Source organism: Methanosalsum zhilinae DSM 4017, from assembly GCF_000217995.1.
GTDB lineage: Archaea > Halobacteriota > Methanosarcinia > Methanosarcinales > Methanosarcinaceae > Methanosalsum > Methanosalsum zhilinae.
This window is the reverse complement of record NC_015676.1, coordinates 1,427,155-1,450,259: the sequence shown is the minus strand read 5'-3', so window position 1 is coordinate 1,450,259 and position 23,105 is coordinate 1,427,155. Positions and strand designations below refer to the sequence as shown.

Below are 23,105 nucleotides of genomic sequence, written 5' to 3'. Positions count from 1 at the left end.
AAGCTTTTATGTTTTCCCATTTTGAAATCCAATTCCCTTTACCGTTCTATAAATTTTATAAATCGTTTGTATACGTCCACTTTTTATTAACCTTACTGAGACCTGTCGCTGCTTAAGTGAGAAGTAAATAGAGGTTTTAATTACCGTAAGCGTGATTTTAAGAAAAATATATGAGACTTTACAATAAAATAGTAACATAGCCCTAGAAGATGTCAAATGAAACTATTCAGTAAACTAAAACAATACGTTTTTCATTTTTTTATATATTAGGTTCAATCCTTAATGAAAAATAGGATTTCTACAGAGACAATATAATAATATATTTCTAGAGCGGTTTGGTTAGGATTTTAGAAACAATGTAAGCTGGAATTTATCTCGATTCCAGCTTGAAAAGATACTTAAATTCAAACAAATCTTTTTCTATTGTATTTCCCCTCAGATCAATTCAGTCTTCAATGATTCCTTCTCATATATAACAATGAGAAAAATCCTATAAATAAGACTGTAATTATACCCGAAGCAGTTGGAACATCAGCACTTGTCGCACCCCTATATCCAAAGTAGTATGCAGAATCAGTATCTTGCAGCATTTCTATCTCATCATACCATCCAGTTACTGTAACGGTATTCATCTGTTGTTTAGCAGATGCTTGATCTGTCACTATACATACCTTTGATTCACCTGGTTCAAGTTCATCGATTTCACAGATAATACCAAGTTTATCATCAACTACTGTAATATTTGTAAGTTGAACATTACCATTGTTTGTAACATTGAATTTCCATTCGATAATACTTCCCAGATGAATTACCGGTCCTGGTGGTTCATTCACATGTTCACCATTGATAAATTTTTGAATACTGATGTTTGGTGTTCCAATTTCATGTAAGTGATGGAAACATGGATATCCATCATTAATATCTGCTTGTATGATCCAGATATTTTCAAAATCCCATTCAACATAAGTATCGTTTGCATGTGGATACGTCATTTCTTCTGTTGTACGACCATCTCCACCGCCTGATTTATTAAGTCCCGATGTTTCGGTGTTCCAATATGAATTGCTAATTGTACCACCATCATTATCTCCAACCAGTCCACCGATATAATCATTACCATTTACATTTCCAGTTGCATATGAATTCTTAATAGTTCCACTATTCCAACCAACCAGTCCACCAATATAATCCCACCAACCATCAACATTTCCAGTTGCATATGAGTTTTCGATGTTTCCTCGGTTATTTCCAACCAACCCACCGACAGACCAACTCCCGTCAACATTTCCAGTTGCATATGAAGTAATAATTGCTCCATCATCACGACTTTGACCAACCAGTCCACCAACATTAGCAAAACCATTTACATTTCCAGTTGCATATGATTTTTCGATGTTTCCTCGATTATCTCCAACCAGTCCACCGATCCAATTAGAGCCTTCAACACCTCCTGTTGCATATGAATTGTTTACTGTACCTGAATTCGACCCAGCAAGTCCACCGACATAATCCCAACCATCAACATTTCCAGTTGCATATGAATTTTCAATGTTTCCTCGATTATCTCCAACCAGTCCACCAACATAAAAATTACCTTCAACATTTCCGGTCGCATATGAATTTTCAATTGCACCATAATTATTGTGTCCAACAAGTCCACCAACACTAACAAAACCGTTTACATTTCCAGTTGCATATGAATTGTTTATTGTGCCTGAATTCGACCCAGCAAGTCCTCCAACATTAGCAAAACCATCAACATTCCCAGTTGCATATGAACTTTCAATAAATCCATTATTATAACCAACCAATGCACCCACATAACTTTGGCCTAGTTGGCCTGTTATAATATCTACATCAACTAATCCAACATTTTTAATTTCTGAACCAAAGCCAGTATATCCAAATAGTCCAATATAACTTGTACCAGACCTATTAATATAAAATCCAGTAATCTCATAACCATTACCATCAAATGAGCCAGTGAAATGATAACCAGTAGTATTACCTATCGGCTCAAATCCAGCACCATCATTCCAGTTCACAGTATCAGATGCATCAATATTATCAATTAGAACATAATGCGCAGATAGATCTAATTTCATGTTTTGCAGTTGATCAATGTTAGATATCTGATATGGATTGTCTGTTGAACCATCGCCACCTGCAAATGCTGATACTGGGCTTATTAAAAATATAGTTAATAATATCAGTATTGCAGATAGCACTAGTACCAATTTAGCAAGTAAATTATATTTTGTATTCCCAATTCCCCACATACAAGAATTCCTCCTAGAAGTATATAAACAGTTTATAAAATGTTATAAATATATGAATAGGAATAATTTCTCAGGAAATAAGATTCTAGATAATATCTAAATGAATCTAAATAACTTAGAGTGTTAATTTCTTTAATCATACAGACATATTTGCAATACTTCACTCAAATTTAAAATGGTGACGAATTTTGGATTTAACTGTACACATCATCCTAAACAGTTCTAATATTGATAAAGTGAAGTATTTAGCATAATTTTTTCTTGGTATCTATTATTTTGCAAATAATTCTGATAATTTTTTCAAAAATTAAAATTCAAAGAGAAATTTGATTGAAAGGATACTAATTAGTCAAATTTACTATTTTTTAGTCAAGCCCAGTTGCCTGAGAAACTATAAATAGAAAATACTATAAATTTCATTTTTCGACACAAAATTGTTGAATGGAGTTGTTATGCCAGATGAAACAAGAATTTAATATAGATACAATGCCTGAAAAGAATACGTTAACAATACGCACAAATCCACTTCAGTAGCCAGATTACCTGAAATTATAGGTGAGGCATACCATAAAATCATGGAATATATGGACTCGATCAATGTACAGCCAATGGATGTACCTTTTGTCATATATTATAGCATGGATATGGAAAACCTCGATGTTGAAATGGGATTCATCGTGCCTGCCAAAGTAGAAGGTAAGGATGATATACGGTCTAGTACAATACCAGGAGGTCGCGAAGCATCTTTCGTACACAAAGGACCGTATGCCGCAAGTGAACAGGGGTACATCAAATTGCTGGAATGGATTAAGGAACAGGGCGAGGAAGTCACTGGAGTATCATATGAATTCTATTACAATTCGCCAGAGGAGGTACCAGAATTTGAATTGTTGACAAAAATAGTATTCCCTTTAACCTAAATTAACCTATTTTTCTTTTTCAGATTTCGGATATTAACTGTATATATCGCAGATTGTGACACAGATATACATCTGAATCCTGCAACCTGGACAATAAGCGCACTTATGATGTCAACATATAGAGTTTCAGTCAGCAATTGAGCTTTTGATCATAATTAAAATTTTAGATTTTTCCTTCGTATGCTCGTTTTAATTCTTCAATATCAAATTTTTTCATTTTAAGAAATGCTTCAGTTACTCTCTTCATTTTTTCTGGATCTTTAGTCTTCATCATTTCTTTCATGGCAGTAGGAATAATTTGCCACGAAACTCCAAATTTATCTTTGAGCCAGCCGCACTGTTCGGCTTCAGGAACAGCCGATAATTTATCCCAGTAGTAATCAATTTCTTTCTGTGTCTTGCAGTAGACGATGAATGAAATGGCTTCATTAAAATTAAAAGCATGGGCCAGAGCACTATCCATAGCCGCAAATTCCTGACCTTCTATTACGAATCCAGCGTGTTTGACTGTTCCTTCTTTGTCAGGTTCCTCATCTGGACCATATCGATAAATATCACCAATTTTTGAATTACTGAAAACAGATGTGTAATAGCTGATTGCCTCATCTGCTTTTCCACACTGATCACCAGTAAACAAAAGCGTTGGAGTAATTTTCTGTGTATCCATTGCTCCATAATCATCTACGTAAATCAATTGCCATGAAACTCCAAATTTATCCTCGATCCATCCGTATTTTTCACTAAAATCATATGAATCCAGGGGCATAAGTTCCGTACCACCATCAGCCAGTTTGTTCCATAGCGAGTCAACTTCCTCTATTGTTTTACATGCAATAATGAATGAAATCGAGGGATTAAATTTGAATAGAGGACCGGCTGAGAGCAGCATAAATTCCTGGCCTGCCAGTTCAATAGTAACCGTTTCAGCTGTCCCGGAGGGAGTATTTTGAAGTGTTGTTATGTCTTTGATCTTTGAATTCTCTATAAGGCCCGTGTAAAATTCAGCTGCTTGGACAGCTTCTTTGTCAAACCATAAATGAGGACTAATTTTTTGCATAAAGTCACCTACCGTAAGCTAACTGGTTTAAGGTTGAAACAGGGTGAAATTAAAATTCCACTAAATAATAATCATGAGCATCCTGTACTATTAACTTTGTGTAGCTATTGTTCTAATTTCTGGTTTTTTCACTACTTAAGGAACTTCTGAGCTTATTGATTCCACTCAATATCAGATGCATAACCAGGTATATTAGAATTACATTTATCAAAAAAGGAAATAGATCAATACTAACTCTCATTAACAGAATTTCATTAGCTGCTATTGGGCTTGGCCAGTCATAGGTAGTAAAATAAGGGAACGGGTAACCGAAATTAAACCTAAAGCCATCACTGGATGAATAGGGCAATAAAAACACACTACACATCGTAACAGCTGCTGAAGTTGCTAATAGATTTCTTTTAATTTTCATATATTCTTCTCTTTTCTGTTAAAAAAAATAGTAAGGCTTTGAACTTTTCAGCAAAGCCTGCAAGTTAAAATTTTATTCATTGGACTGCAATTCACTTACCTTTGGAGTATCAATAGTCTTTGGGTCGCGTACATCATGGCCTGTTTTACCCATGTACAGGAACGTCCACCATAGAGTAAATACTGCAGGAATTACAACAATACTCACTATAGTGCTTATTACACTCCATATGATTGCAAGCGTTTCATTGAATTGAAAGAGCATCCCTATAAAACTGAGTGCAATCACAACTACAACTGTAAGCAACCAGAGTATTACTACAGCAGCCTTGTTGTCCATAAAGAACCTGTAACTGGCCTTTATTGCCTGAATGGGTCCAAGCTTATCAACAACAAGTGCGTAGTAGGATACTGCCAGAATAATACTTACAAAAATGCCGTAAATAATCCAGAGTACAAATCCAGCACCTATTACAAGCAGATTCTGTATGATCGCATCAAAGTTAGTAATATCTCCGATCTGTAAAATACCAGGTATTACAAATATAATACCCACCAGCGTTATCAGATAGAACAAGATATATAACAGGAAATAGTTGAAAAAATGTGTTTTCCCGGAATTGATCATTTCTTCATAGCTAGTTCTACCATTTACTGTGACATCTTTTGCCATCCCAATTGCACCAGCTGTAAAAAATGATTCAATAAGCATACTAATAAGTATGATTACTAAAACACCTACACCAAACGGCAAAAGATATGGTCTGAGTGCTTCCACAACCATATTAGGATCTACTATCAAAGATGGCATGACAGCTATCACAAACAGAGCCATGTATGCAATCCACATAATTCCTACCACAAGAGCAGCAAGAATAAATGGCACGGATATCTTCAAATTCTTAGTCCAGGCTTTAAAGCCTCGATTCAATACTTCTTCTATAGTTATTGGCAAAATAATCCCCTCTTGATAATTAAATACATAGAGTAATTCAACTATACATATTCATCGGTTTTTTTACCCTGAAAGCAATCGATCTAAATTTGACTTTTAAGCCAAGAAGATTCTTTCCGTAAAATGAGGAATGAATGGAGAACTATCTGTAAAATAATAAAATCCGAAAATTTTATTGGTAATTAATTAACATCACCGAGTTTAGTCAAAATAACATGTAATGACTTTGGATACAGATGCAAATTTTACAAAATCGGAAGCTTTGACTGCAGAAAAGATAGGGAAATTGAAGATATAGTAATAGAAATGATTACTTAATAACTATTTTTTAAGATTTTAAAAACTCCTTACACCTTAACATTTCATTTGTCTTTTATTGAAAAATCGCCTAGTATAACTGTTCCTGTTATTATAAGGTCTGGTTTTTCGGTTGACACTTCTTTATCTCCTGAACGATTTGGCCTCTTATCATAGATATCTCCAAGTATATTGATGAGATCCATTTCAACCTGCCAGTCTTCAGGAACTATTATATCAGCTTCACCAAGTAAAACTGTAACATTGATTTTAGCAGGTGAAGAGCCAATTTCAGCATCCTTTAGATCCAGCTCAGAATCTCCCAGGACTACACTTATATTTCCTCCTTTAAAATCTGGAGAGTTGTTTGATAGATTTACTTCATCAAAAACTGCAGTAATGTCAACCTTCTGATCACTTCTTTTTGGAGTAGATGAACGGCGTTTTCTTTTAAGCAGTATATCAAGTCCTATAAGAATGAAAATAATTGGCCACCATGTGATAAGAGTACCCCAGGTAACAATTTCAAGGACTAACAGTTGAACAAACGTAGCTATAAGTATTATAATTACAGGGCCTGTTATACTGGTAAATCTAGATTTAATAAGTATATAGACACCCAGCAAAATAAATAGTGATGGAATATACTGCAACAGCTGACCTGTATCATATATTTCTAGATTCCTGATCAGAAGTAAAATTCCAAGAAGAAGAACGAGAATGCCCAGCAATACTTGAGATGAGATTTTAACCATGTTCAATTGATGTTTAGTTTGAACATATATTAATTTCTTTCTAGTAGCGGCTTTTTAGAAAAGCAATTAGTACTTGATTTTGTATTAAAGATCCTATGAGTTTTATATATTTGCTTATCATACATTATAGTGCTAACATTATATAAATTAGCAACCGATGTGCGGGTTGGATCGTGTGGGGGTACATTTGTAATTGCAAAAATATACAGAAAAGTTCCCTTAGTTCCCATTTTGTATTATTTTTCAATTGCAATAGCCATGTCGGCACTCTGAAAAAACTGTACTCGGTAAAGGTAACCCGGATTTATTTTATTTCTGGGTTACCAAATTAAATATCATATCATATCATATGGGGGAGATATTTATGATTAATAAAAGTATTTTAAAATTTTTAATGTTGCTGGTGGTACTATCTTTATTTGCATTGCAAGCAGGTGCTAACCAGAATTCAGAACCAGCTGAATATGAAATTATAATCCAGGGATTTGAGTATAATCCTTCTGAATTAACAATTTATGAAAATGATACTGTCATCTGGATCAACATGGATGCAGAGACGCATACGGTTACTGCTGATGAATTTGATTCAGGTGATTTGCAAGATGGAGACAGTTTCAGTTACACATTCAATGAAACTGGAACCTATGACTATATGTGTATCTACCATCCACAAATGCAGGGAACTGTGATTGTAGAAGCCGAAGTCGATGATGATGTGCCACCTGTTGCAGACTTTACTGCCAACCCTACAAGTGGTGTAGCACCGCTTGAAGTAACCTTTACCGACAATTCCGAAAATGCAGTTGAATACCACTGGGATTTTGGTGATGGTAATACATCAGCAGAAGTCAACCCAACGCATACATACCTAACACCGGATGTCTATACTGTTACACTTACAGTAAGCAACGAAGTTGGAGAAGATTCTGCTGAGGAAACAATTACAGTTGGACATCCAGTAGATGATGAGCCTTCACCAATACCGGGTTTTGGAATAATATTTGCTATTACAAGCTTATTTGCTATTGCAGCTCTGGTTAAAAAAATAAGGCAAAAATAAATTGTAAAAGGTTCTGTAGAAATCCTATTTCCTATATCAGTGAGTGGCTATAACATGTGAGTACCCACGATCATGCATGTAGTTTTCTGCTTCACTTTTTCCTCTTTTTAAGATAAATACACAGACTCATCCCATAGTTCCTACGATGATTATATACCTATTAGATTCTGCTCTTGAAGAGCGAATTTCTTAATATTGATAGCAGCATTAATATCTATGTCATGATTTGTATTGCAGTTCAGGCATACCATTGCCGGTCTTCCAGGCTTATGTTTTCTGTTATGGTAGCCATAGATGTTACATATTTTTGTTGATGGCTCAAACTGTCCAATAAGCAGAAGGTTTTCCCATATCAATCGGCTTCATCATCCACCTGTCACTATGTTGCGAGGAAAGAGTCTTCTACTAATTAAGATAAACAAAGAATGAAAATGGAGAAATTGTGGAGTTTAGCTACCAACTTCAGACTAAAGGTATCTTTAAACCAGATAAGTCAGGGAACTAAACTCAATCTCCAAATATGAACACATGTTCAATATTTTCTCCAAAAGCACGCGCAATCTTATATGCAAGTGTCAGAGATTGATTATATGTTTCTGTTTTTTATTACTAGGCTTGATTTCTTTTTATCTATTTCTAAATAAAAATATGAACTTTTACAGCAAAATAGTGACACAACTCTGTTTGAGGGATAGTGGATGAAAATTGCATGTTTCGTCCTATGGCGGGAAAATATATAAAAAATTTATGGAAAAGTTCAAAAAAATAATCCGATAGAAGTTGGGAACGTGGGGTAAAAAAATTTCTATCGGATCATTATTATAATTATGTAATAGCACAGTTATAATATTAATTATACTGGCAAAAAAATTATTTTGATTTATTATTAAATATGAGCCTATTTAGGCTCTGTAGAAAACTTATTTCCTGCTAAAAATTACTTGTTGCTTTAAAAATGATAAAATCCCAAAGTGTTAACTTGCTAGCGAAAACACAAGGGGGGATGAGCAGTATTTTGTTCAAATGAGGATTTCTACATAACTCCTATTTAAAACTCCGGAGACACCTTTTTCCAGCATAGCATGAAACATGCAATATCTAGCAATCCTTTAAAAATAAGGTTAAGACGTTCATATCTCTGTGCTATTTTTCTAAATCCCATTTTCAGCCATCCAAAGAATCTCTCAATTGCACCTCTTTTATGATACGATTCGTATTCAAATCGGGTAGGTCTGCCTCTTGGTATCTTTTTCAGGTTTCTTGGATTTACTGGGATATCGCTCTTTATTAATCTTGATCTGAGATATTCACGAATATCCTTATTGTCATATGCAGAATCTACAAGAACTTCTAAAGGTCTTGTTCGTGGTCTTCTACTGGATTTTATTTTAATGCTATCCATTACTTCAATGAACCTTTTACTATCATGTTCATTTCCTGGTGAAATGATAATTTCAAGAGGAAAACAGTCACAGGTTACACATGTATGTATTTTTATTCCTTTTAGTTTCTTGTGGCCGTTGTAGGCGGTTGATTCTCCCCTTTTTTTGTTTCAATCAGGCTACTATCTACACAAACTGTTTCCAGTGAGAATACTTCTTTCTGAGACCATGTTTTCGCTCTTCTCATGCATTTAAGGTGATCCATAACATTCAGGCATATCTGACCATCTACAACCTGTAATCAGGACAAAGAGAATACCATTGATGACATTACGGTCATTTGCTCTCTTTCGTCCAGTTATTGGTTGTGGAGGTAAATACGGTTTAATATATTTCCACTGTTCATCAGTGAGTTCTTTAAATTCCATTTAATCCCCTCAAACTATAAATGGAATAAATAGTATTTATACTTTTGAAATCAGTTCAATAATAGGATCTACTTTTTTTGATGAGAATATCTCCTATTAGAACTTAAGATTATGTCGATATTATGCTATTTCAGAATGACTGTCAGTACTTCCAATGTGCTGGCTAGGTTTCAAGGATCTTAATGCTGGCAAGCAATGGAAAGAAATTGGGTTTTCAAAAGATACTTTGCATTACATGAAACAGAATGCCAAGTCATTGTTTCCTTTGTGCTTTTGGAACTCATCCATATGTTACCGGTTAAAAAGATAATTATACCCATTATCTTAATGTATATAACCGTTGGAAAAAATGTGGGCCTATTATATGCAGGAAATGGTGTTGATTTCATTAAAAATTGACCCGAGTTTATGGCAGATATTTAGCACAGAATCAATAGCTATCAGGTAAATAAGGCTCTTTAAACGATGACCAATGAACCAATATCTCCTTAATGGTATGGGGTGTATACAGGAATTATAGTCAGTCATGTTTGATAAGTTCACATATTAGCTGCTCATATTTATTGCTATCCGGGCCTGACAGGTATTCATCATGTACCATTAAAGCTATAAGCAGGACATATGAGATCAGTAAAGGTCCCAGGATTATCCCCAATAAGCCAAACATTTTCAAACCTGTTAAGACACCTACAATGGTAACAAGAGGGTGTATCTGTCCTACTCTTTTTTGAACAAGTGGTCGAAGAACCTCATCTACAAGTGTGTGTATTATTCCACCTATGAGCACACCGACTGCAATGAAATAATCACCCTGTATCAACTGTAATGCAAGGGTCGGCACCCATATAACAGGTGGACCAACCATCGGGAGGAAGGAAAGGATAAGAGTTACAAAACCCCAGAAGAAAGCACCTTCAATACCAAGGAGAAGGAATGTTATAGTCAATATGGCTCCCTGTATAAATGCAATTATACCTGAGCTAAAAAGAATTGTCTTTACAAGGGAGCTGAACTTATCAAGTAATTTTTTTGTATTATCCTCGTTAAAAGGAATGGCGTTTCTAAAAGTCTGCGCAAATTTAGACTTATCTCCAATCAGGAGATAAAAAAACAAAAAGTACATTATGACAATCTCTATCAGTATTTGACCGATTGCAGACATTGCGTCTACAGCTGCACCACTTATAAGATTAGAAAGAGTGGAAAAGAACTCCATAAGCCGATTTTCAAGTTCCAGATCAATCTCAAATGGAAGTACTATGCTTTCGATTATATGGATATAGCTGGTAGCCAGCTCAATATACGAAAACAGCCAAGTGGTATCTAAGAACAAAGCCTGTATTTGCAAATAGACCAGTGCCAACAAGATGTGTACAGGGATCAGGATGATAAGAGCAGATACAATTAAAACAATAATTGCAGAAATATCTGATCTAATCTTGTGATCTACTGTCAAAAACCTATGGAGTGGTTTGAATATTACATACAGTATGAATGCAGTTAAGAAGGCATTTATAAATGGGTACAATGCATAAGCAAGTACACTTGTCAGGATAACAAGAACAATTATCGCCTGCCACATTTTACTGGAATGTTCCATTGTACCCCCCTGTATCCCTTATACATATAGCACAAATAATGAATTATTCATTTCATATTATCCCAAGTTTGCCAGTCACAATTAATAAAAGTGTTCTTAGCCTTTGTATTATTCGATGAAAACGCAACAAAAGCTAAGAACACATAAGATTACACCAAATGAGAATATATCTTTTCCGATTGGAACCATTCTAGCTGTTGACTACTTCTATGAATCACTTAATTTTTCTACTGTTTTTGGAAAGCATAAGAAGAATGGACTTGATATCAGCAAGTTGCTCAAAGCGTTAGTAAGCTACAAGCTTACTGATAATTTCAGTATAAGTAAAGCTCATAAGTGGATCAACAGAAATGAAGTACTGGACATCTTCAATCTTCCCGAATTCAGTGAAAGGACTCTATATAGAGTTCTTGAAACGATAGGGAAAACTCCTCCTATTCCAAAAACTCACTATATACTTAAAGAGTTCCATGAAAGTTCAAAGGATTCCGGGGTTCTTTATAGTATAAACACCTTTTTCCATCCAAATTTTATAGAATTATTTGACGACTTGATTCGTAATGATGTTGAAATACATTTTATACTTTCTCAAGATTTATTGGATAATATGACCGAAGATTATAATAAAATTTTTACTAATCTGATTAATACCAATAAATTCAATTTTTATTTACACCCTGAAAATTTAGGGTTTTTGTCCTTAGGAATAAGTAAACACTATTTAATGTTTACCTTATTAAGAAAAGATGGAAATTTAGATAATGTACGTATTTTAGGTAATAGACAGAAGGCACTTGAATGGGGATCAGAGCTTTTTAACTATTACCTGAAGGACTCTACGCCAATAAATAAAATTTGATTATATTTTTCGATAACAATTTAATCCATTGATAATTTACAAAGTATCTCTAACTGAATATAGTCATTACATATTAAACTTTTTTGATGATGGCTTTGCTAGGATTTCTACGGGACAAAAAATTAAAATCTGTATAAATTCTGATGTGAATAGTTGATTAAATCTTTTATTATTCAAAAAGAACCTGCTTATCCTTATGTAAGTTTCATAAAGTAGATAATCCCTGACTCGAAGTTTGCTTATGGGGATATATGGATGAAATTAAAAATGCTGGTTTATGCATTGCCTACCAGAAAAAAGGCGAGGGTAGCTTTTAGTATCCCTATCAGGATGGTGACAATTACATCTGGAAACTCTGGGAGTGGAAGGTGACAACGCAATGGCTTCTAGGACTCTACGTCCTAGAAATAATCCTGATTGCAGAAAGCTAAGGAGAGTTTAGCAACAACAGGAGGAATATGAAAGTGAGTGGAAAACCGATAGGTGAATTTAGAGGAAAGACTATTGGCATGAGAATAGTCGAAATTCTCGAGAACGGAATGAAGACCGAATCAACGGACCAAGCAACCGGCAGGCTACTTGGAACCGATGCAGAGCACATTGGAACAGACTGGAATGTATGGCGATTTCCGGATAAAATTTCCGGAGAGGGTATCGGTGTAATCACGTCAAAAAGCGGCGAAATAGCAACGTACACTGCGTCAGCATTTGGTAAAGGAACTGTGGGAAGTTCGGAAGTAAAATTACATGGAATCATCAATTTCCGCTCTTCTACCTCTGAATGGAGCAGTCTCGATGGCAGTTCCTTTCCGGTCACATATGAGGTCGATAGTGAGGACAATATTCACTGGAAAATATGGGAGTGGAAGGAGAAGACGTAATTATTCCAAGGTTGGCAATTTGGTTCATTTTCATAATGTTCTTGATAATCAAAAGCATGAGGACATTATCAAAAAATTATTTTGAAAAATGTTATCCTTGATCGGAAAATGCATTTTCTTTTTTGGAATTGTTAATTCAACATAGTTATTTCGGTTTAGTGACTGCTCCCACAGCTAAAGCAGTGGGCTTTCTCTACACCCCGTTAATCGTAAAAAATTTATAGGTATCAGACGCTGTCAATCAGGCCTGATGTTGTGATTCATGTGAAAAACATTATGTGGGTCGTATTTTGCTTTGACCCTAGCAAGCCGTTTGTATTTATCCTGTCTTCCATACCCTGCGATAATGCGCTCCCTTCCCTCGTTGGTGATGAGATTAAGGTAAGTGCCTTCAGTTGCATGTGGAATCATATCAGAACATAATGCATTTGCCCAGGCGATACCACGCTTGTCGTCTGCAGGGTCGGTCCATTGACCAAAGGAATACACAAGCCATGCTGATTTGCGATTGCCCATGGGCCATTTATCATCTTGACGAGCAATAGCCCCTCCCCATGATGAAAGAACTTGAATGGAATTGGAAGGCACGATCATATCATAAGCACGTTTACAGAATAACTCTACAGCTTCATCGGATAATACTTCAAGAGGTTGTGCAGTCCAATAGTTGCGGAGACCAGGTTCCATATCAAATGCACTCTGTATATCCGCATAGGGCAACTCCGAGATCATCACTCCTTCAGGTTCAAGTTCCATGAGTGGATTGATAAACTTACGCATCTCATCTTCCGGACCTACATAGAACAGTTCAAGAAATAAGCATAGCTGGTTGACCAACTCGGGTGGAACAGGATCTTCAGGTGGACCGGTCATGTAGGAAATTTCTCCGCTCAGTTCATCTGGCGCTGACCTTTCTATAACATCGCGAAAGCGACGTATAACATTTGGTCCCTCCGTAGGCGAGAAGACTAATAAGGCTAGAGTAGTAGCAGGAAGATGATGTAATCTGAAAGTAAACGATGTAGCCACACCAAAGTTACCTCCACCTCCATGCAGTGCCCAGAACAACTCAGGATTATCTTCTTCAGAAGTGACCACAATACTACCATCGGCAGTGACCAGCTCCACCGATATCAGATTATCACATGCCAATCCTAATTTACGGGCTAGATAACCCCACCCACCACCAAGTGTGATTCCAGCAACGCCTGTAGTTGAAATAGTACCGCCAGTTGTGGCTAAATCGTGAGGTTGGCAGGCACTATCAACATCTCTCCAAGTTGCACCTCCCCCAACATAAGCAATACGGGCAACGGGGTCAACTCTGACAGAGTTCATTTTACGCATGTCAATTACAATTCCTCCGTCAGTGAGGCCCCAGCCTTCAACACTGTGACCTCCACTGCGAACCGCAATCTCAAGGTCATGTTTTCGGCCAAAAAGAACTGCTTGCACTACGTCTTCAACCTCGTTGCACTGGGCTATGATCGCAGGACGTCGATCTATCATTCCATTATATATCTGACGGGCATCATTATAAGCTGGATCACTGGGTAATAGTATCTGCCCCTTAAAGTCCCTACGTAGTTCTTCAAGAGCAGCTTGATCTATTTGTTCTCTCATATCTATCAATCTATCCTTTATGTTTCACATGTATACAAAAACGATGAAATTTGGTCTGTAGAATTGTTCATTTTTTTCTACTATTTATTGTTAATTTAGTGACGCCGTCCCATTATATTATACGTCAAATAAATAAAAACATTATAGAAACAATGTTCTCAGTTCTGAATAGAAAATATGGTGAAGAAATTAAGTCAAGAAAATACAGAAACTAGGTAAAGGAATTAAAATGTAAGATGTTAATACATAACATCGAAAGGTATAACTCATTTACAATTATTATTTACATAAGGATTTCTACAGAGCCAAAATGAAAATTCTATGTAACTTGTTGAACTGTACAAAAATAAAAGAAAAGATTATATACAAAATATTAAATATTTAGGAGTAAGGAACAAAATTTTATGATCCCGTAATATCGGTCTTGAATGAATAAAATAAAAGTTTACAGTTAATCATAGGCGGTTTATTGTAGAAGATTTTAATGGGTAGCAAAAGGATTTCACATAAAATAGATGAATCCTTGGAAAGAAGGATTCATTGGTGGCAAATTCTTGCGCTGGCAATTTTAGTATGTGGAATTCTAATTACAGTATTATCTGTTTACCAGCAGGATTCTTCATTTAGAGAAGACCTTCTTATCAAGACAAGCATTGTAAAAGCTTCTATTTCTACTAATGATATATCTACTTTAATAGACTATAAAGAAGATGTCACACATGGACATGAAGAATTAGTATCAGTACTTCAGGAAATTCAGAATATCAACGATGAGATTAGATTTGTATACATACTGGATATGAGGAAAGATGATAGCATATTTTTCATGGCAGATGGTGAACCACCTGAATCCCCAGATCACGCATATCCAGGCCAGATTTATCATGATGCCCCAGATACAGCAAGGCTTGCTTTTGAAACCGGAATGATGCTAGTAGATGGGCCTTATACTGATAGCTGGGGAACTTGGATAACTGGCTATGCTCCAATTATAGATCCTGCTACAGGTCAAGCAGTAGCTGTTATTGGAATGGATGTAGATGCAAGCAATTATTATTCAATGCTGATGAAAGGTTCGATACCCATATTTGGTGCATCTATTTTTTTGTCGGTTTTGATTTTCTTTTTAGGGTCTACTCAGGAGCGTATCCTTCGTAAAAAATTATTTCTGGAGGCATCTGAGAAAAAATTCCATGATGTTTTTGAAGCCAACCCCACATCTATGGTAATATCTTCGATTGAAGATGGGTCCATTCTTGAAGTTAATACAAGCTATCTTAGAACTCTTAAGTATTCACGAGAAGAAGTCATTGGAAAAAATGTAGCAGATCTTGAAATATATTCAAGTCCAGAGATAAGAGTCGAACTTACAAAGAAGTTGAAGAATAAAGAACAGATTCAAAGTGAAGAAGTAACCCTTAAATGTAAAGATGGCACAATATTGTACGGCCTGCTATCAGCAACAATAATTGATGTTGAAGATACACCCTGTATTTTAACGATGATTATAGATATAACTGAAAAGAAGGTGGCCGAAAATGCAAAATCTCTCAACTACAAACGTATTCATGCATTACTGCAACTCGGTCAAATGACAACAGCTACTCTTCAGGAAATGACAGACTATGCACTGGAGAAAGCCATAGAAATTACACAAAGTAAGACTGGATATTTAGCCTTTGTCAATGAAGATGAAAATGTGCTCATAATGTATTCCTGGTCAAGATCTGCTATGGATCAATGTAACATAGTTGAAAAACCAACTGAATATCCACTTGAAAGCACTGGACTCTGGGGTGAAGCTGTCAGACAACAAAGACCAATCATAATAAATAATTACTATTCTGCAAACCCTTTAAAAAAAGGACTGCCAGAAGGGCATGTAAAATTGTTCAGACACATGAACGCTCCTATTTTTAGTGGTGATCAAATCGTTATGCTCGCAGGAGTTGGAAACAAAGATGAAGAATATAATAAAACGGATGTTCAGCATCTTGAACTTTTGATGCAGGGATTATGGAGTTTAATTGAACGCAAGCAGACGAATGAGGCTCTAAAACAAAGTGAAGGGAGGTTTAAGACATTAGTTGGAAATATTCCAGGAGCTATTTTTAGGTGCAAGATGGATAGAGACTGGACAATGCTCTTTGTAAGTGATAAGATGAAAGACATTTCAGGCTATGATCCTTCTGAATTAATTAATAGCAATAAAAGAACATACAACAGTCTCATTCATAAAGATGATCAGGAGATGGTATATCGTGAAGTCTTAAAAAATATTCATAATAAAGAATCCTATCAATTAAAATATAGATTAATTAGAAAAGATGGAAATTCCAGGTGGATACATGAAAATGCAAGTGGAGTTTTTGACCAGAATGATAATTTGCTATATATCGATGGAGTTATAGTAGATGTTACTGAACAGAAACAAGCTGAACTTGAGCTAATGGAAAGCGAGAAAATGCTAAATAACTTTTTTTCACAATCACTTATTGGTTTTTTCTTCATGATGTTGGACGAACCAATAGAATGGAATGATTCTGTAGATAAGGAAAAAGTACTGGATTATGCTATTCACAACCAAAGAATAACAAAAGCCAATCAGGCAATGCTGGATCAGTATCGTGCTACTGAAGACGAATTCATTGGTAGAACACTATACAATCTGTTTAAAAACGATTTAGAAAGCTGCCGTAATATATGTAGGCAGTTATTTGATAATGGGCACTGGTACACAAAGACAAGTGAATGTAGAATGGATGACACTATCATGTGTGTTGAAGGTGATTACATATGCCTATACGATGATGAGGGAAAAATATTAGGTTACTTTGGAGTTCAGCAGGATATAACTGAAAAGAAACAATTGGAAGAAATTAATAAAAATCAATTAATTGTAAGTGAAATCCATCATAGAGTAAAAAATAACTTACAGGTTATAATCAGCTTACTCAATATGCAAGCGAGGCTGTTTAAGAATCAAGATAGTATTAAAAATGCATTTATTGATAGTCAAAACAGAATAAGGTCAATGTCCTTGGCACATGAAAAACTTTATAGCACAAATAATGTTGCCAGCATTGAAATTTCGGACTATGTCAGCAGCCTTGTAAATCACATATCACAGATTTATTATTCATATGATAAATCTATTAAGATAAACCTAGATCTCGACAACGTTTATCTGGGTATGGATGCAACAATTCCACTTGGTCTAATTATCAACGAGATAGTTACAAATTCATATAAGCATGCATTCGTAAATAGGGCTGAAGGACATATCTCAATTTCATTTAAGGAATTGGATGACTTTTATGAATTAATTGTTGAAGACAATGGTACTGGAATTCCAGAAAACTTTGATTACGATCAATCAAAATCTCTAGGGTTTAAGATAATAAATCTTTTAGTTGAACAGCTACATGCAAATATTAATATTGATACTTCAAAAAAAGGAACACGTTATAATATAAAATTTACATCGCTGAATTAATAGTGATATTAAAGATCTCGCCATTTGAATAATTAATCGATATGAAATGAACATAAATAAGCGTTTTTTGTTACTGATGTTATTTCTGGCCTACTCCAATGACAAAAGTTAGTAAAATTATGTGGTTGTCAGCTTTATTGATTCAACTATTGTTAGTTTTGTTTTTGATTCGGACACCTTTTCTTGCAAAGATCGATATTTGATATCAGCTTCATCAATAAGGACTATCCGAACATCTTTCATAATTCGGTGTCTCTAGATATTGCTTTGTTAAGTCTTTCATTGCCATTGTGTATCCAGGTGATGCCTTTAATGCTTACTGCAATCTTATTGCTCTCTTCAAGGTACTCTAGTATGGTCTTAAGAGTACTGTGATTTACCTGCTTGGGTAAATGACGTTTAAGTTCAGCGATAGAAGTAATGCTATCATCCATATTTTGAAGAGTATCTTCTACCATTTTGATTGTTTTCAATGTAGGCGAGCGACTAGGTTTATTTATGGATTCTATTTCTTTCATATATTCACCCTATTATGAATTGGTATATTATTGATACGATTTGATAATAATAAAATACATTTAAATCTATATATCTTTTTTGAATGACTGATAGATTACAAAGTTTACCTGGAATCATTCATCCAGAATAAATCTAGACTGTGTTACGATTTTGCTGAAAAATCTCATATACTTTATTTAGAAATGGGTAAAAGAAAATCAAGCCTAGTAATAATACGTAATACAGAAAGATATAATTCATTTACAATTATTGCTCAGATAATTTATTTTACAGAATCATAATTTTTGATTTTACAACATGAACTATGGTCCAGATTTGTTTGCTCACCTTCTTAATGCTTCTTTAAAACCTGAGTTGAAACAAAGTTTCAACGAAACTGAGTATAAACTACACAAAGGAATTATAAAATGAAATCATTTTGGAAAGCATAAGAAGAATGGACTTGATTTCTAATTGCAATAATAATAATAATAATAATAATAATATAGTTTCAGATCACATTATATAACAATGCTTAGCATAGTAGTATTGGGTAATTATGTGGCACAATCAGGCAAAAAAAGAAGCTTTAAGTGCAATATTCAGTCTATATATAAAAAAAGAGGGTGAAGATCTATAGGAGCAAGATATTTCTATATTATATCAAATTTTGTAGCAACTGTTATGGCAGAATTAGCTTCAAAATATTCTAGGATGTACAAAGAATCTCAGCTATTCTAAAAATTTTTTATAATTTGAAAATCAGGCTGATAGAATGCCAGTTTTTTCTTGAAAAATAAAAAAACTAACCTAGGATCCTCAACCAATCCACACACAATTAAATTACCCAACGAGCACCCAGAAGCAAGGCACGAGTATCTGTACAGTGAAAACGAAGATGACGATGGTAAGGTTATTAGACGGATTGTGACCATTTTTGAATAACTAGACCGTAACTTTTAATGACGGAGGAAATGATTAATGCAACCTGAAAAAATAATGTCTGCTTGCCCAGAATGTATGAACAATATATGGGTTGAAAAACGGTTATTCAAAAATGAAGCGATACTGAAAGAGCATGTTACCTGTCCAAAATGTCGTAAGACATTGGGTCATGTACTTCCGCCGACAAGAGAGCTGGAAAGGATAAGAAAAAGGTATCATAAAAAGTAACGTTTAATTAATGGTTACTGTGGTATTGGCTATATATAGGTACTAAAGTTCTGTTTCGATGCCTTTCAGTATGATAAAAAAGATTTGATGATAGTTATTATTACACGGCTCGGAAAAGATTAATAGATATTTAATCAAATGGATAATTGACTAATATGGCAAAAATTTCAACCCAGACACTGTTAGGAATCCTTATACTAATTCTTGGTATTTTATTTCTAATCAGAAATCTAGAAATATATGATACAGGTCAGTTGTTGCAGTATATTCCATCACTATTTATTTTGCTGGGTATCTATATACTTATTAAATCTAGATTTACCAGTATAACAGGCCCTGTAATTATAATACTTATAGCTACGTTTGTTCAACTGTTAGTCCTTGAAATTGTTACCTGGGGTATTATCTTTAACTGGTGGCCAATTATTTTCATTCTCATAGGTCTTGATATACTCTTTAAAAGGAAACGTCGGCCTTCTTTTCCAAAAAGAAGTGATCCGAAAGTTGACATTATTGCAGTTTTTGATGAAGTAAATTTATCAAACAACTCTCCAGATTTTAAAGGAGGAAATATAGTCTCAATACTGGGAGAAACGGAACTGGATCTAAGGGATGCTGTGATTGGATCTTCTCCTGTTAAGGTTGATATTACAGTCCTGCTCGGTGAAATCGATATAATTATCCCGGAAGACTGGTGGGCTGAGATAGATGTACTTAACGTACTTGGGGATATCTATGATAAAAGGCGAAGTCATTCAAATGATAGAGAGAGCACAACCAAAAAACCAGATATTATAATCACGGGTACGGTTATACTGGGTGATTTTACTATAAAGCATAGCTGAAAGCTAAGGTTTATGGATTTTTCAATTTTATCTATAAGAAAAATTGTGAAGTAATCAGTTCTACCAATTTATATTCAATTTCTCGTATTTCTTTCATTAGTAAGGGTTCCCGATTTTGCAAGAATTGCATTTATATTCAACGTCATTATCATGTTAGCTTTGACTAAACTGGGTGATGGTAATGAGCCGGTAATAAAATCTTCGGTGCTTAAAGGTATTGCATATTCGTCATTATGTGCTTTTTGACTTGTTATCTAGCACACAATTACATTACTACCTCTATTATGCAATAACCAAAACTGGCCGGCTTTCCGACTGTTCTGATGGGCATATGCTAAAACCTCACTTTTCAGTCTGCTCATTCTTCATAGCATGTTCAAGAAGATTTTCCCATGCTTGATCTTCATCCGGAGAATCCCATTCCTTCGCAAATGAAGGTGCGGATGCTAAAGCACATTCTAATTTATCCAACACGTATGAAAATGGCCGAATTTCTATGTGATTCGAATATGCAACTATTGCGGCCTGTGAACCTTCGGGAAACATATCATTTCTAAGATTCTTTGGTATTGCAATCTGCCTTTTAGTGTGCCTCGTTCTCAGCAAGTTGCTTAAGCTTTTGAAGTGCTTCAGGCCATTTTTGTGCCATATCCTCGTGTTCCTCGCTTAGAACATCTATATCTACCAGCAATTCAGTTCTTCCGTCCTTTTCCTTAAATGTGTAGTTTTCAAGTGCTCCACTCCATTCCTTTACTAATTCACTTGAAGTGTCCTCTTTTCCGTCTTGAAGAAAACCGATGTGCTTGATGGATATATACTCATATGGTTCGTACTCTTTTATCTGGCTCACCATTCCGGACATAGAACCGGTCTCGTTGGATCCAAAAAGTATCTTGCTTCCTTTGCTCCAGTCACCCACATAGTGTGACCCCGGTGAAAATACCTCCGTCCAGAGCCGATAAGAATCTATGTCAATCATAGTGTCCCATACTTTTTCTTTTGGTGCATCGATAACGATCGAATAATATAATTTATGCATTCTATTTCCCCATTTCATGTTCCTTTTCAAATTTTCATAGATTTATGACCTCAATTCTCCCCTATGCTATCTTTTTTGGAATGGTGCTATACTTATAATCAAGGACTATGAGGTGAACTACTCCAAAGCTAAAGACTTCGTGGATTTCTTCGACCGATTCCTTAAGGAATCTGATATTACAGTTCATACCCAACTGGAAAGGCAACGAACAATAGGAACTCTTTACGAAGACCCCTATTCCCTGGACACCCAGTTTAAATTACCTTTGGCTTGGTTCTTGCTATCGGTTAATTACATACACATTGAGAATGATGTATAAATATAGTTGACGCTTACATTCCCTATGCTAAAGACATAGGGGCTTTACGCCCATCTATAAAAATCTGAAAAGGCAACCAAATTGGCGGATCACAATACTTTCGCTTTAGTCAGTTCGACTATTTTTTAGTAACGCTATCAAGGTGCAAGATACACTAAAAGGTATGATCCAAACTATAAATCCAAAGAGGATCATTTTCAGACGTTTTTTAAATCTTAGGACTCCATTCAAATTAATGCTCAGCAGCAATTATTTTCATAGATATTTATAGTTTCTCTATTTTAAAGTCTATAGAAATTCGTTTTCTCCATCAATTCAATTCCTGTATTATGAAAAAGGTAAGAGCTGTTTTTCTTTGAAAATTAAACTAAAGCTAAAAGGAATGAATATCCTTGTTTGAAAATATTTGAATAGTTCATATAGGTAAAGCATCTTATATACTATAATATATAATAAATATATATGCAGCTTTTCAAATCGTATACATTTACCTGGTGGCAAATTGGAATATTCAAACTTGCACTTCTTGCCATCGGCATTGCTATTGGTGCTTACTGGAATGAAATATTCAGTGATTATTTAATAGCGTTAATTGTTATTGCAGTGATAACAAATGCTTATATAATATACGTATCCTTAAAACAGACTGATCTGGACAAATGACTTCGTTTTTCAAAAGAATCATTTCCAGCTTATTTGATTGAAGGAATTAAACGAGCTTGTACATCATGCAACTCTCTCATTCGAGAAGTCTGTATAAACAATGTTCTTAGTTCTGAAATGAAAATATGATGAAGAAATTAAGTCAAGAAAGTATAGAATCCAGTTAAGGGAAGTAACTGCAAAATGTTAAACATAACATCGAAAGGTATAATTCATTTACAATTATTATTCACATAAGGATTTCTAAAGAGCCTAATTATTTTTAACATCGGAGAAATTATTTTTCCATGTATCAAAATATAACTCTCTGATTTTTTCTCAACATTTTCTCTATACTTTCTCTTTTCTTCTAGAGTTGACTTTAAAACCCAGCCTCTATCATAGGGTATCCATTTACGATCTACGTAATTTCCTCTAATATAGACATATTTTTCTTTACATTCAGGGCATAACATTGTATAATTGCTGGAACCAATCATTTTCACGATGTAATACTTCATATTCGCCTTTACCACAAAAACATTGATATCTTTCGGTGTATTCATTCCAACTCATACTGCTCAAG

General features: G+C 34.9%; 21 protein-coding genes and 3 pseudogenes. 10 read left to right on the top strand and 14 right to left on the bottom strand.

Going from position 1 to position 23,105, the window contains the following annotated elements; genetic code table 11:
- Positions 1-452 precede the first annotated feature (452 nt).
- A complete protein-coding gene (locus tag MZHIL_RS06730) occupies positions 453-2,279 on the bottom strand; it encodes a GLUG motif-containing protein (RefSeq protein WP_013898617.1) in 1,827 nt (608 codons plus the stop codon).
- 548 nt (positions 2,280-2,827) lie between these two features.
- On the opposite strand from MZHIL_RS06730, the gene MZHIL_RS06725 reads away from it, so the two are divergent.
- A complete protein-coding gene (locus tag MZHIL_RS06725) occupies positions 2,828-3,199 on the top strand; it encodes a GyrI-like domain-containing protein (protein ID WP_342626849.1) in 372 nt (123 codons plus the stop codon).
- Between the two features lie 163 nt (positions 3,200-3,362).
- Here MZHIL_RS06725 and MZHIL_RS06720 read toward each other — a convergent pair whose 3' ends face one another.
- From MZHIL_RS06720 to MZHIL_RS06705, 3 genes are all read right to left on the bottom strand, one after another.
- Positions 3,363-4,256 (bottom strand): VOC family protein, encoded by an 894-nt coding sequence (locus MZHIL_RS06720; RefSeq protein WP_013898616.1) that lies wholly within the window; start codon positions 4,254-4,256, stop codon positions 3,363-3,365.
- Between the two features lie 484 nt (positions 4,257-4,740).
- Positions 4,741-5,622, bottom strand: a complete 882-nt coding sequence (locus MZHIL_RS06710; RefSeq protein WP_013898614.1) for a hypothetical protein — start codon at positions 5,620-5,622, stop codon at positions 4,741-4,743.
- Positions 5,623-5,984: 362 nt separating this feature from the next.
- A complete protein-coding gene (locus tag MZHIL_RS06705; protein WP_013898613.1) occupies positions 5,985-6,674 on the bottom strand; it encodes a LiaF transmembrane domain-containing protein in 690 nt (229 codons plus the stop codon).
- A 364-nt stretch (positions 6,675-7,038) separates the two neighbouring features.
- Here MZHIL_RS06705 and MZHIL_RS10330 point away from each other — a divergent pair, with 364 nt between their 5' ends.
- Positions 7,039-7,734: a PKD domain-containing protein gene (locus MZHIL_RS10330; protein ID WP_013898612.1), complete on the top strand. Its 696-nt coding sequence runs from the start codon at positions 7,039-7,041 to the stop codon at positions 7,732-7,734.
- 149 nt (positions 7,735-7,883) lie between these two features.
- On the opposite strand, the gene MZHIL_RS06695 is transcribed toward MZHIL_RS10330, so the two are convergent.
- The 3 genes and pseudogenes from MZHIL_RS06695 to MZHIL_RS10325 all read right to left on the bottom strand — a co-directional run bounded on the left by MZHIL_RS06695 (position 7,884) and on the right by MZHIL_RS10325 (position 9,544).
- Complete coding sequence (locus MZHIL_RS06695; RefSeq protein WP_048815522.1) at positions 7,884-8,090, bottom strand: zinc ribbon domain-containing protein; 207 nt, start codon at positions 8,088-8,090, stop codon at positions 7,884-7,886.
- A gap of 692 nt (positions 8,091-8,782) precedes the next feature.
- Positions 8,783-9,262 (bottom strand): annotated as a pseudogene (locus MZHIL_RS06690) (transposase); the annotation flags it as partial.
- Between the two features lie 105 nt (positions 9,263-9,367).
- Complete coding sequence (locus tag MZHIL_RS10325; RefSeq protein WP_013898611.1) at positions 9,368-9,544, bottom strand: transposase; 177 nt, start codon at positions 9,542-9,544, stop codon at positions 9,368-9,370.
- A gap of 195 nt (positions 9,545-9,739) precedes the next feature.
- On the opposite strand from MZHIL_RS10325, the gene MZHIL_RS06680 reads away from it, so the two are divergent.
- Entirely contained in the window at positions 9,740-9,943 is a 204-nt protein-coding gene (locus tag MZHIL_RS06680) for a hypothetical protein (RefSeq protein ID WP_048815518.1), read from the top strand.
- Between the two features lie 121 nt (positions 9,944-10,064).
- Here MZHIL_RS06680 and MZHIL_RS06675 read toward each other — a convergent pair whose 3' ends face one another.
- Entirely contained in the window at positions 10,065-11,144 is a 1,080-nt protein-coding gene (locus MZHIL_RS06675) for an AI-2E family transporter (protein WP_013898610.1), read from the bottom strand.
- A gap of 115 nt (positions 11,145-11,259) precedes the next feature.
- Between MZHIL_RS06675 and MZHIL_RS10925 the strand changes: the two are divergent.
- The 3 genes and pseudogenes from MZHIL_RS10925 to MZHIL_RS06665 form a co-directional block, all read left to right on the top strand.
- A pseudogene (locus MZHIL_RS10925) lies at positions 11,260-11,571 on the top strand (IS1634 family transposase); the annotation flags it as partial.
- Complete coding sequence (locus MZHIL_RS10920) at positions 11,563-12,003, top strand: helix-turn-helix transcriptional regulator (protein ID WP_449405384.1); 441 nt, start codon at positions 11,563-11,565, stop codon at positions 12,001-12,003. The pseudogene MZHIL_RS10925 and the gene MZHIL_RS10920, both read left to right, overlap by 9 nt.
- Before the next feature lie 458 nt (positions 12,004-12,461).
- The gene (locus MZHIL_RS06665; RefSeq protein WP_013898608.1) at positions 12,462-12,884 is read left to right on the top strand and encodes a hypothetical protein; all 423 of its coding nucleotides are present in this window, start codon (positions 12,462-12,464) and stop codon (positions 12,882-12,884) included.
- Between the two features lie 237 nt (positions 12,885-13,121).
- On the opposite strand, the gene MZHIL_RS06660 is transcribed toward MZHIL_RS06665, so the two are convergent.
- Complete coding sequence (locus MZHIL_RS06660) at positions 13,122-14,507, bottom strand: FAD-binding oxidoreductase (protein ID WP_013898607.1); 1,386 nt, start codon at positions 14,505-14,507, stop codon at positions 13,122-13,124.
- Positions 14,508-14,641: 134 nt separating this feature from the next.
- Between MZHIL_RS06660 and MZHIL_RS10765 the strand changes: the two are divergent.
- Positions 14,642-14,821: pseudogene (locus MZHIL_RS10765) on the top strand (IS5 family transposase); the annotation flags it as partial.
- 170 nt (positions 14,822-14,991) lie between these two features.
- Entirely contained in the window at positions 14,992-18,003 is a 3,012-nt protein-coding gene (locus MZHIL_RS10215) for a PAS domain S-box protein (RefSeq protein WP_013898606.1), read from the top strand.
- A 117-nt stretch (positions 18,004-18,120) separates the two neighbouring features.
- Here the strand turns inward: MZHIL_RS10215 and MZHIL_RS10830 are convergent, their stop codons facing one another.
- Together MZHIL_RS10830 and MZHIL_RS06650 are read right to left on the bottom strand one after the other, a co-directional pair.
- Complete coding sequence (locus tag MZHIL_RS10830; protein WP_013898605.1) at positions 18,121-18,246, bottom strand: hypothetical protein; 126 nt, start codon at positions 18,244-18,246, stop codon at positions 18,121-18,123.
- Entirely contained in the window at positions 18,243-18,476 is a 234-nt protein-coding gene (locus tag MZHIL_RS06650) for a hypothetical protein (protein ID WP_245527530.1), read from the bottom strand. The genes MZHIL_RS10830 and MZHIL_RS06650 overlap by 4 nt, the downstream gene beginning before the upstream one ends.
- 1,006 nt (positions 18,477-19,482) lie before the next feature.
- Between MZHIL_RS06650 and MZHIL_RS06645 the strand changes: the two genes are divergently transcribed.
- Both MZHIL_RS06645 and MZHIL_RS06640 read left to right on the top strand, forming a co-directional pair.
- Complete coding sequence (locus MZHIL_RS06645; protein WP_013898603.1) at positions 19,483-19,674, top strand: hypothetical protein; 192 nt, start codon at positions 19,483-19,485, stop codon at positions 19,672-19,674.
- Positions 19,675-19,829: 155 nt separating this feature from the next.
- Positions 19,830-20,519: a LiaF transmembrane domain-containing protein gene (locus MZHIL_RS06640; protein ID WP_013898602.1), complete on the top strand. Its 690-nt coding sequence runs from the start codon at positions 19,830-19,832 to the stop codon at positions 20,517-20,519.
- A gap of 342 nt (positions 20,520-20,861) precedes the next feature.
- Here the strand turns inward: MZHIL_RS06640 and MZHIL_RS06635 are convergent, their stop codons facing one another.
- The 3 genes from MZHIL_RS06635 to MZHIL_RS06620 all read right to left on the bottom strand — a co-directional run bounded on the left by MZHIL_RS06635 (position 20,862) and on the right by MZHIL_RS06620 (position 23,085).
- A complete protein-coding gene (locus tag MZHIL_RS06635) occupies positions 20,862-21,125 on the bottom strand; it encodes a hypothetical protein (protein ID WP_048815516.1) in 264 nt (87 codons plus the stop codon).
- The gene (locus tag MZHIL_RS06630; RefSeq protein WP_013898600.1) at positions 21,103-21,558 is read right to left on the bottom strand and encodes an SRPBCC family protein; all 456 of its coding nucleotides are present in this window, start codon (positions 21,556-21,558) and stop codon (positions 21,103-21,105) included. The genes MZHIL_RS06635 and MZHIL_RS06630 overlap by 23 nt, the downstream gene beginning before the upstream one ends.
- A 1,194-nt stretch (positions 21,559-22,752) precedes the next feature.
- Positions 22,753-23,085 carry a hypothetical protein gene (locus tag MZHIL_RS06620; RefSeq protein ID WP_013898598.1) on the bottom strand — a complete coding sequence of 111 codons (333 nt, stop codon included), beginning with the start codon at positions 23,083-23,085 and terminating at the stop codon, positions 22,753-22,755.
- Positions 23,086-23,105: the final 20 nt, after the last annotated feature.

Coding starts and splice junctions, on each gene's coding strand:
- MZHIL_RS06730 (WP_013898617.1), bottom strand. CDS start 2,279: ATGTGGGGAATTGGGAATACAAAATATAATTTACTTGCTAAATTGGTA.
- MZHIL_RS06720 (WP_013898616.1), bottom strand. CDS start 4,256: ATGCAAAAAATTAGTCCTCATTTATGGTTTGACAAAGAAGCTGTCCAA.
- MZHIL_RS06705 (WP_013898613.1), bottom strand. CDS start 6,674: ATGGTTAAAATCTCATCTCAAGTATTGCTGGGCATTCTCGTTCTTCTT.
- MZHIL_RS10330 (WP_013898612.1), top strand. CDS start 7,039: ATGATTAATAAAAGTATTTTAAAATTTTTAATGTTGCTGGTGGTACTA.
- MZHIL_RS10325 (WP_013898611.1), bottom strand. CDS start 9,544: ATGGAATTTAAAGAACTCACTGATGAACAGTGGAAATATATTAAACCG.
- MZHIL_RS06680 (WP_048815518.1), top strand. CDS start 9,740: ATGGAAAGAAATTGGGTTTTCAAAAGATACTTTGCATTACATGAAACA.
- MZHIL_RS06675 (WP_013898610.1), bottom strand. CDS start 11,144: ATGGAACATTCCAGTAAAATGTGGCAGGCGATAATTGTTCTTGTTATC.
- MZHIL_RS06665 (WP_013898608.1), top strand. CDS start 12,462: ATGAAAGTGAGTGGAAAACCGATAGGTGAATTTAGAGGAAAGACTATT.
- MZHIL_RS06660 (WP_013898607.1), bottom strand. CDS start 14,507: ATGAGAGAACAAATAGATCAAGCTGCTCTTGAAGAACTACGTAGGGAC.
- MZHIL_RS10215 (WP_013898606.1), top strand. CDS start 14,992: ATGGGTAGCAAAAGGATTTCACATAAAATAGATGAATCCTTGGAAAGA.
- MZHIL_RS10830 (WP_013898605.1), bottom strand. CDS start 18,246: ATGAAAGATGTTCGGATAGTCCTTATTGATGAAGCTGATATCAAATAT.
- MZHIL_RS06645 (WP_013898603.1), top strand. CDS start 19,483: ATGCAACCTGAAAAAATAATGTCTGCTTGCCCAGAATGTATGAACAAT.
- MZHIL_RS06640 (WP_013898602.1), top strand. CDS start 19,830: ATGGCAAAAATTTCAACCCAGACACTGTTAGGAATCCTTATACTAATT.
- MZHIL_RS06630 (WP_013898600.1), bottom strand. CDS start 21,558: ATGCATAAATTATATTATTCGATCGTTATCGATGCACCAAAAGAAAAA.
- MZHIL_RS06620 (WP_013898598.1), bottom strand. CDS start 23,085: ATGAATACACCGAAAGATATCAATGTTTTTGTGGTAAAGGCGAATATG.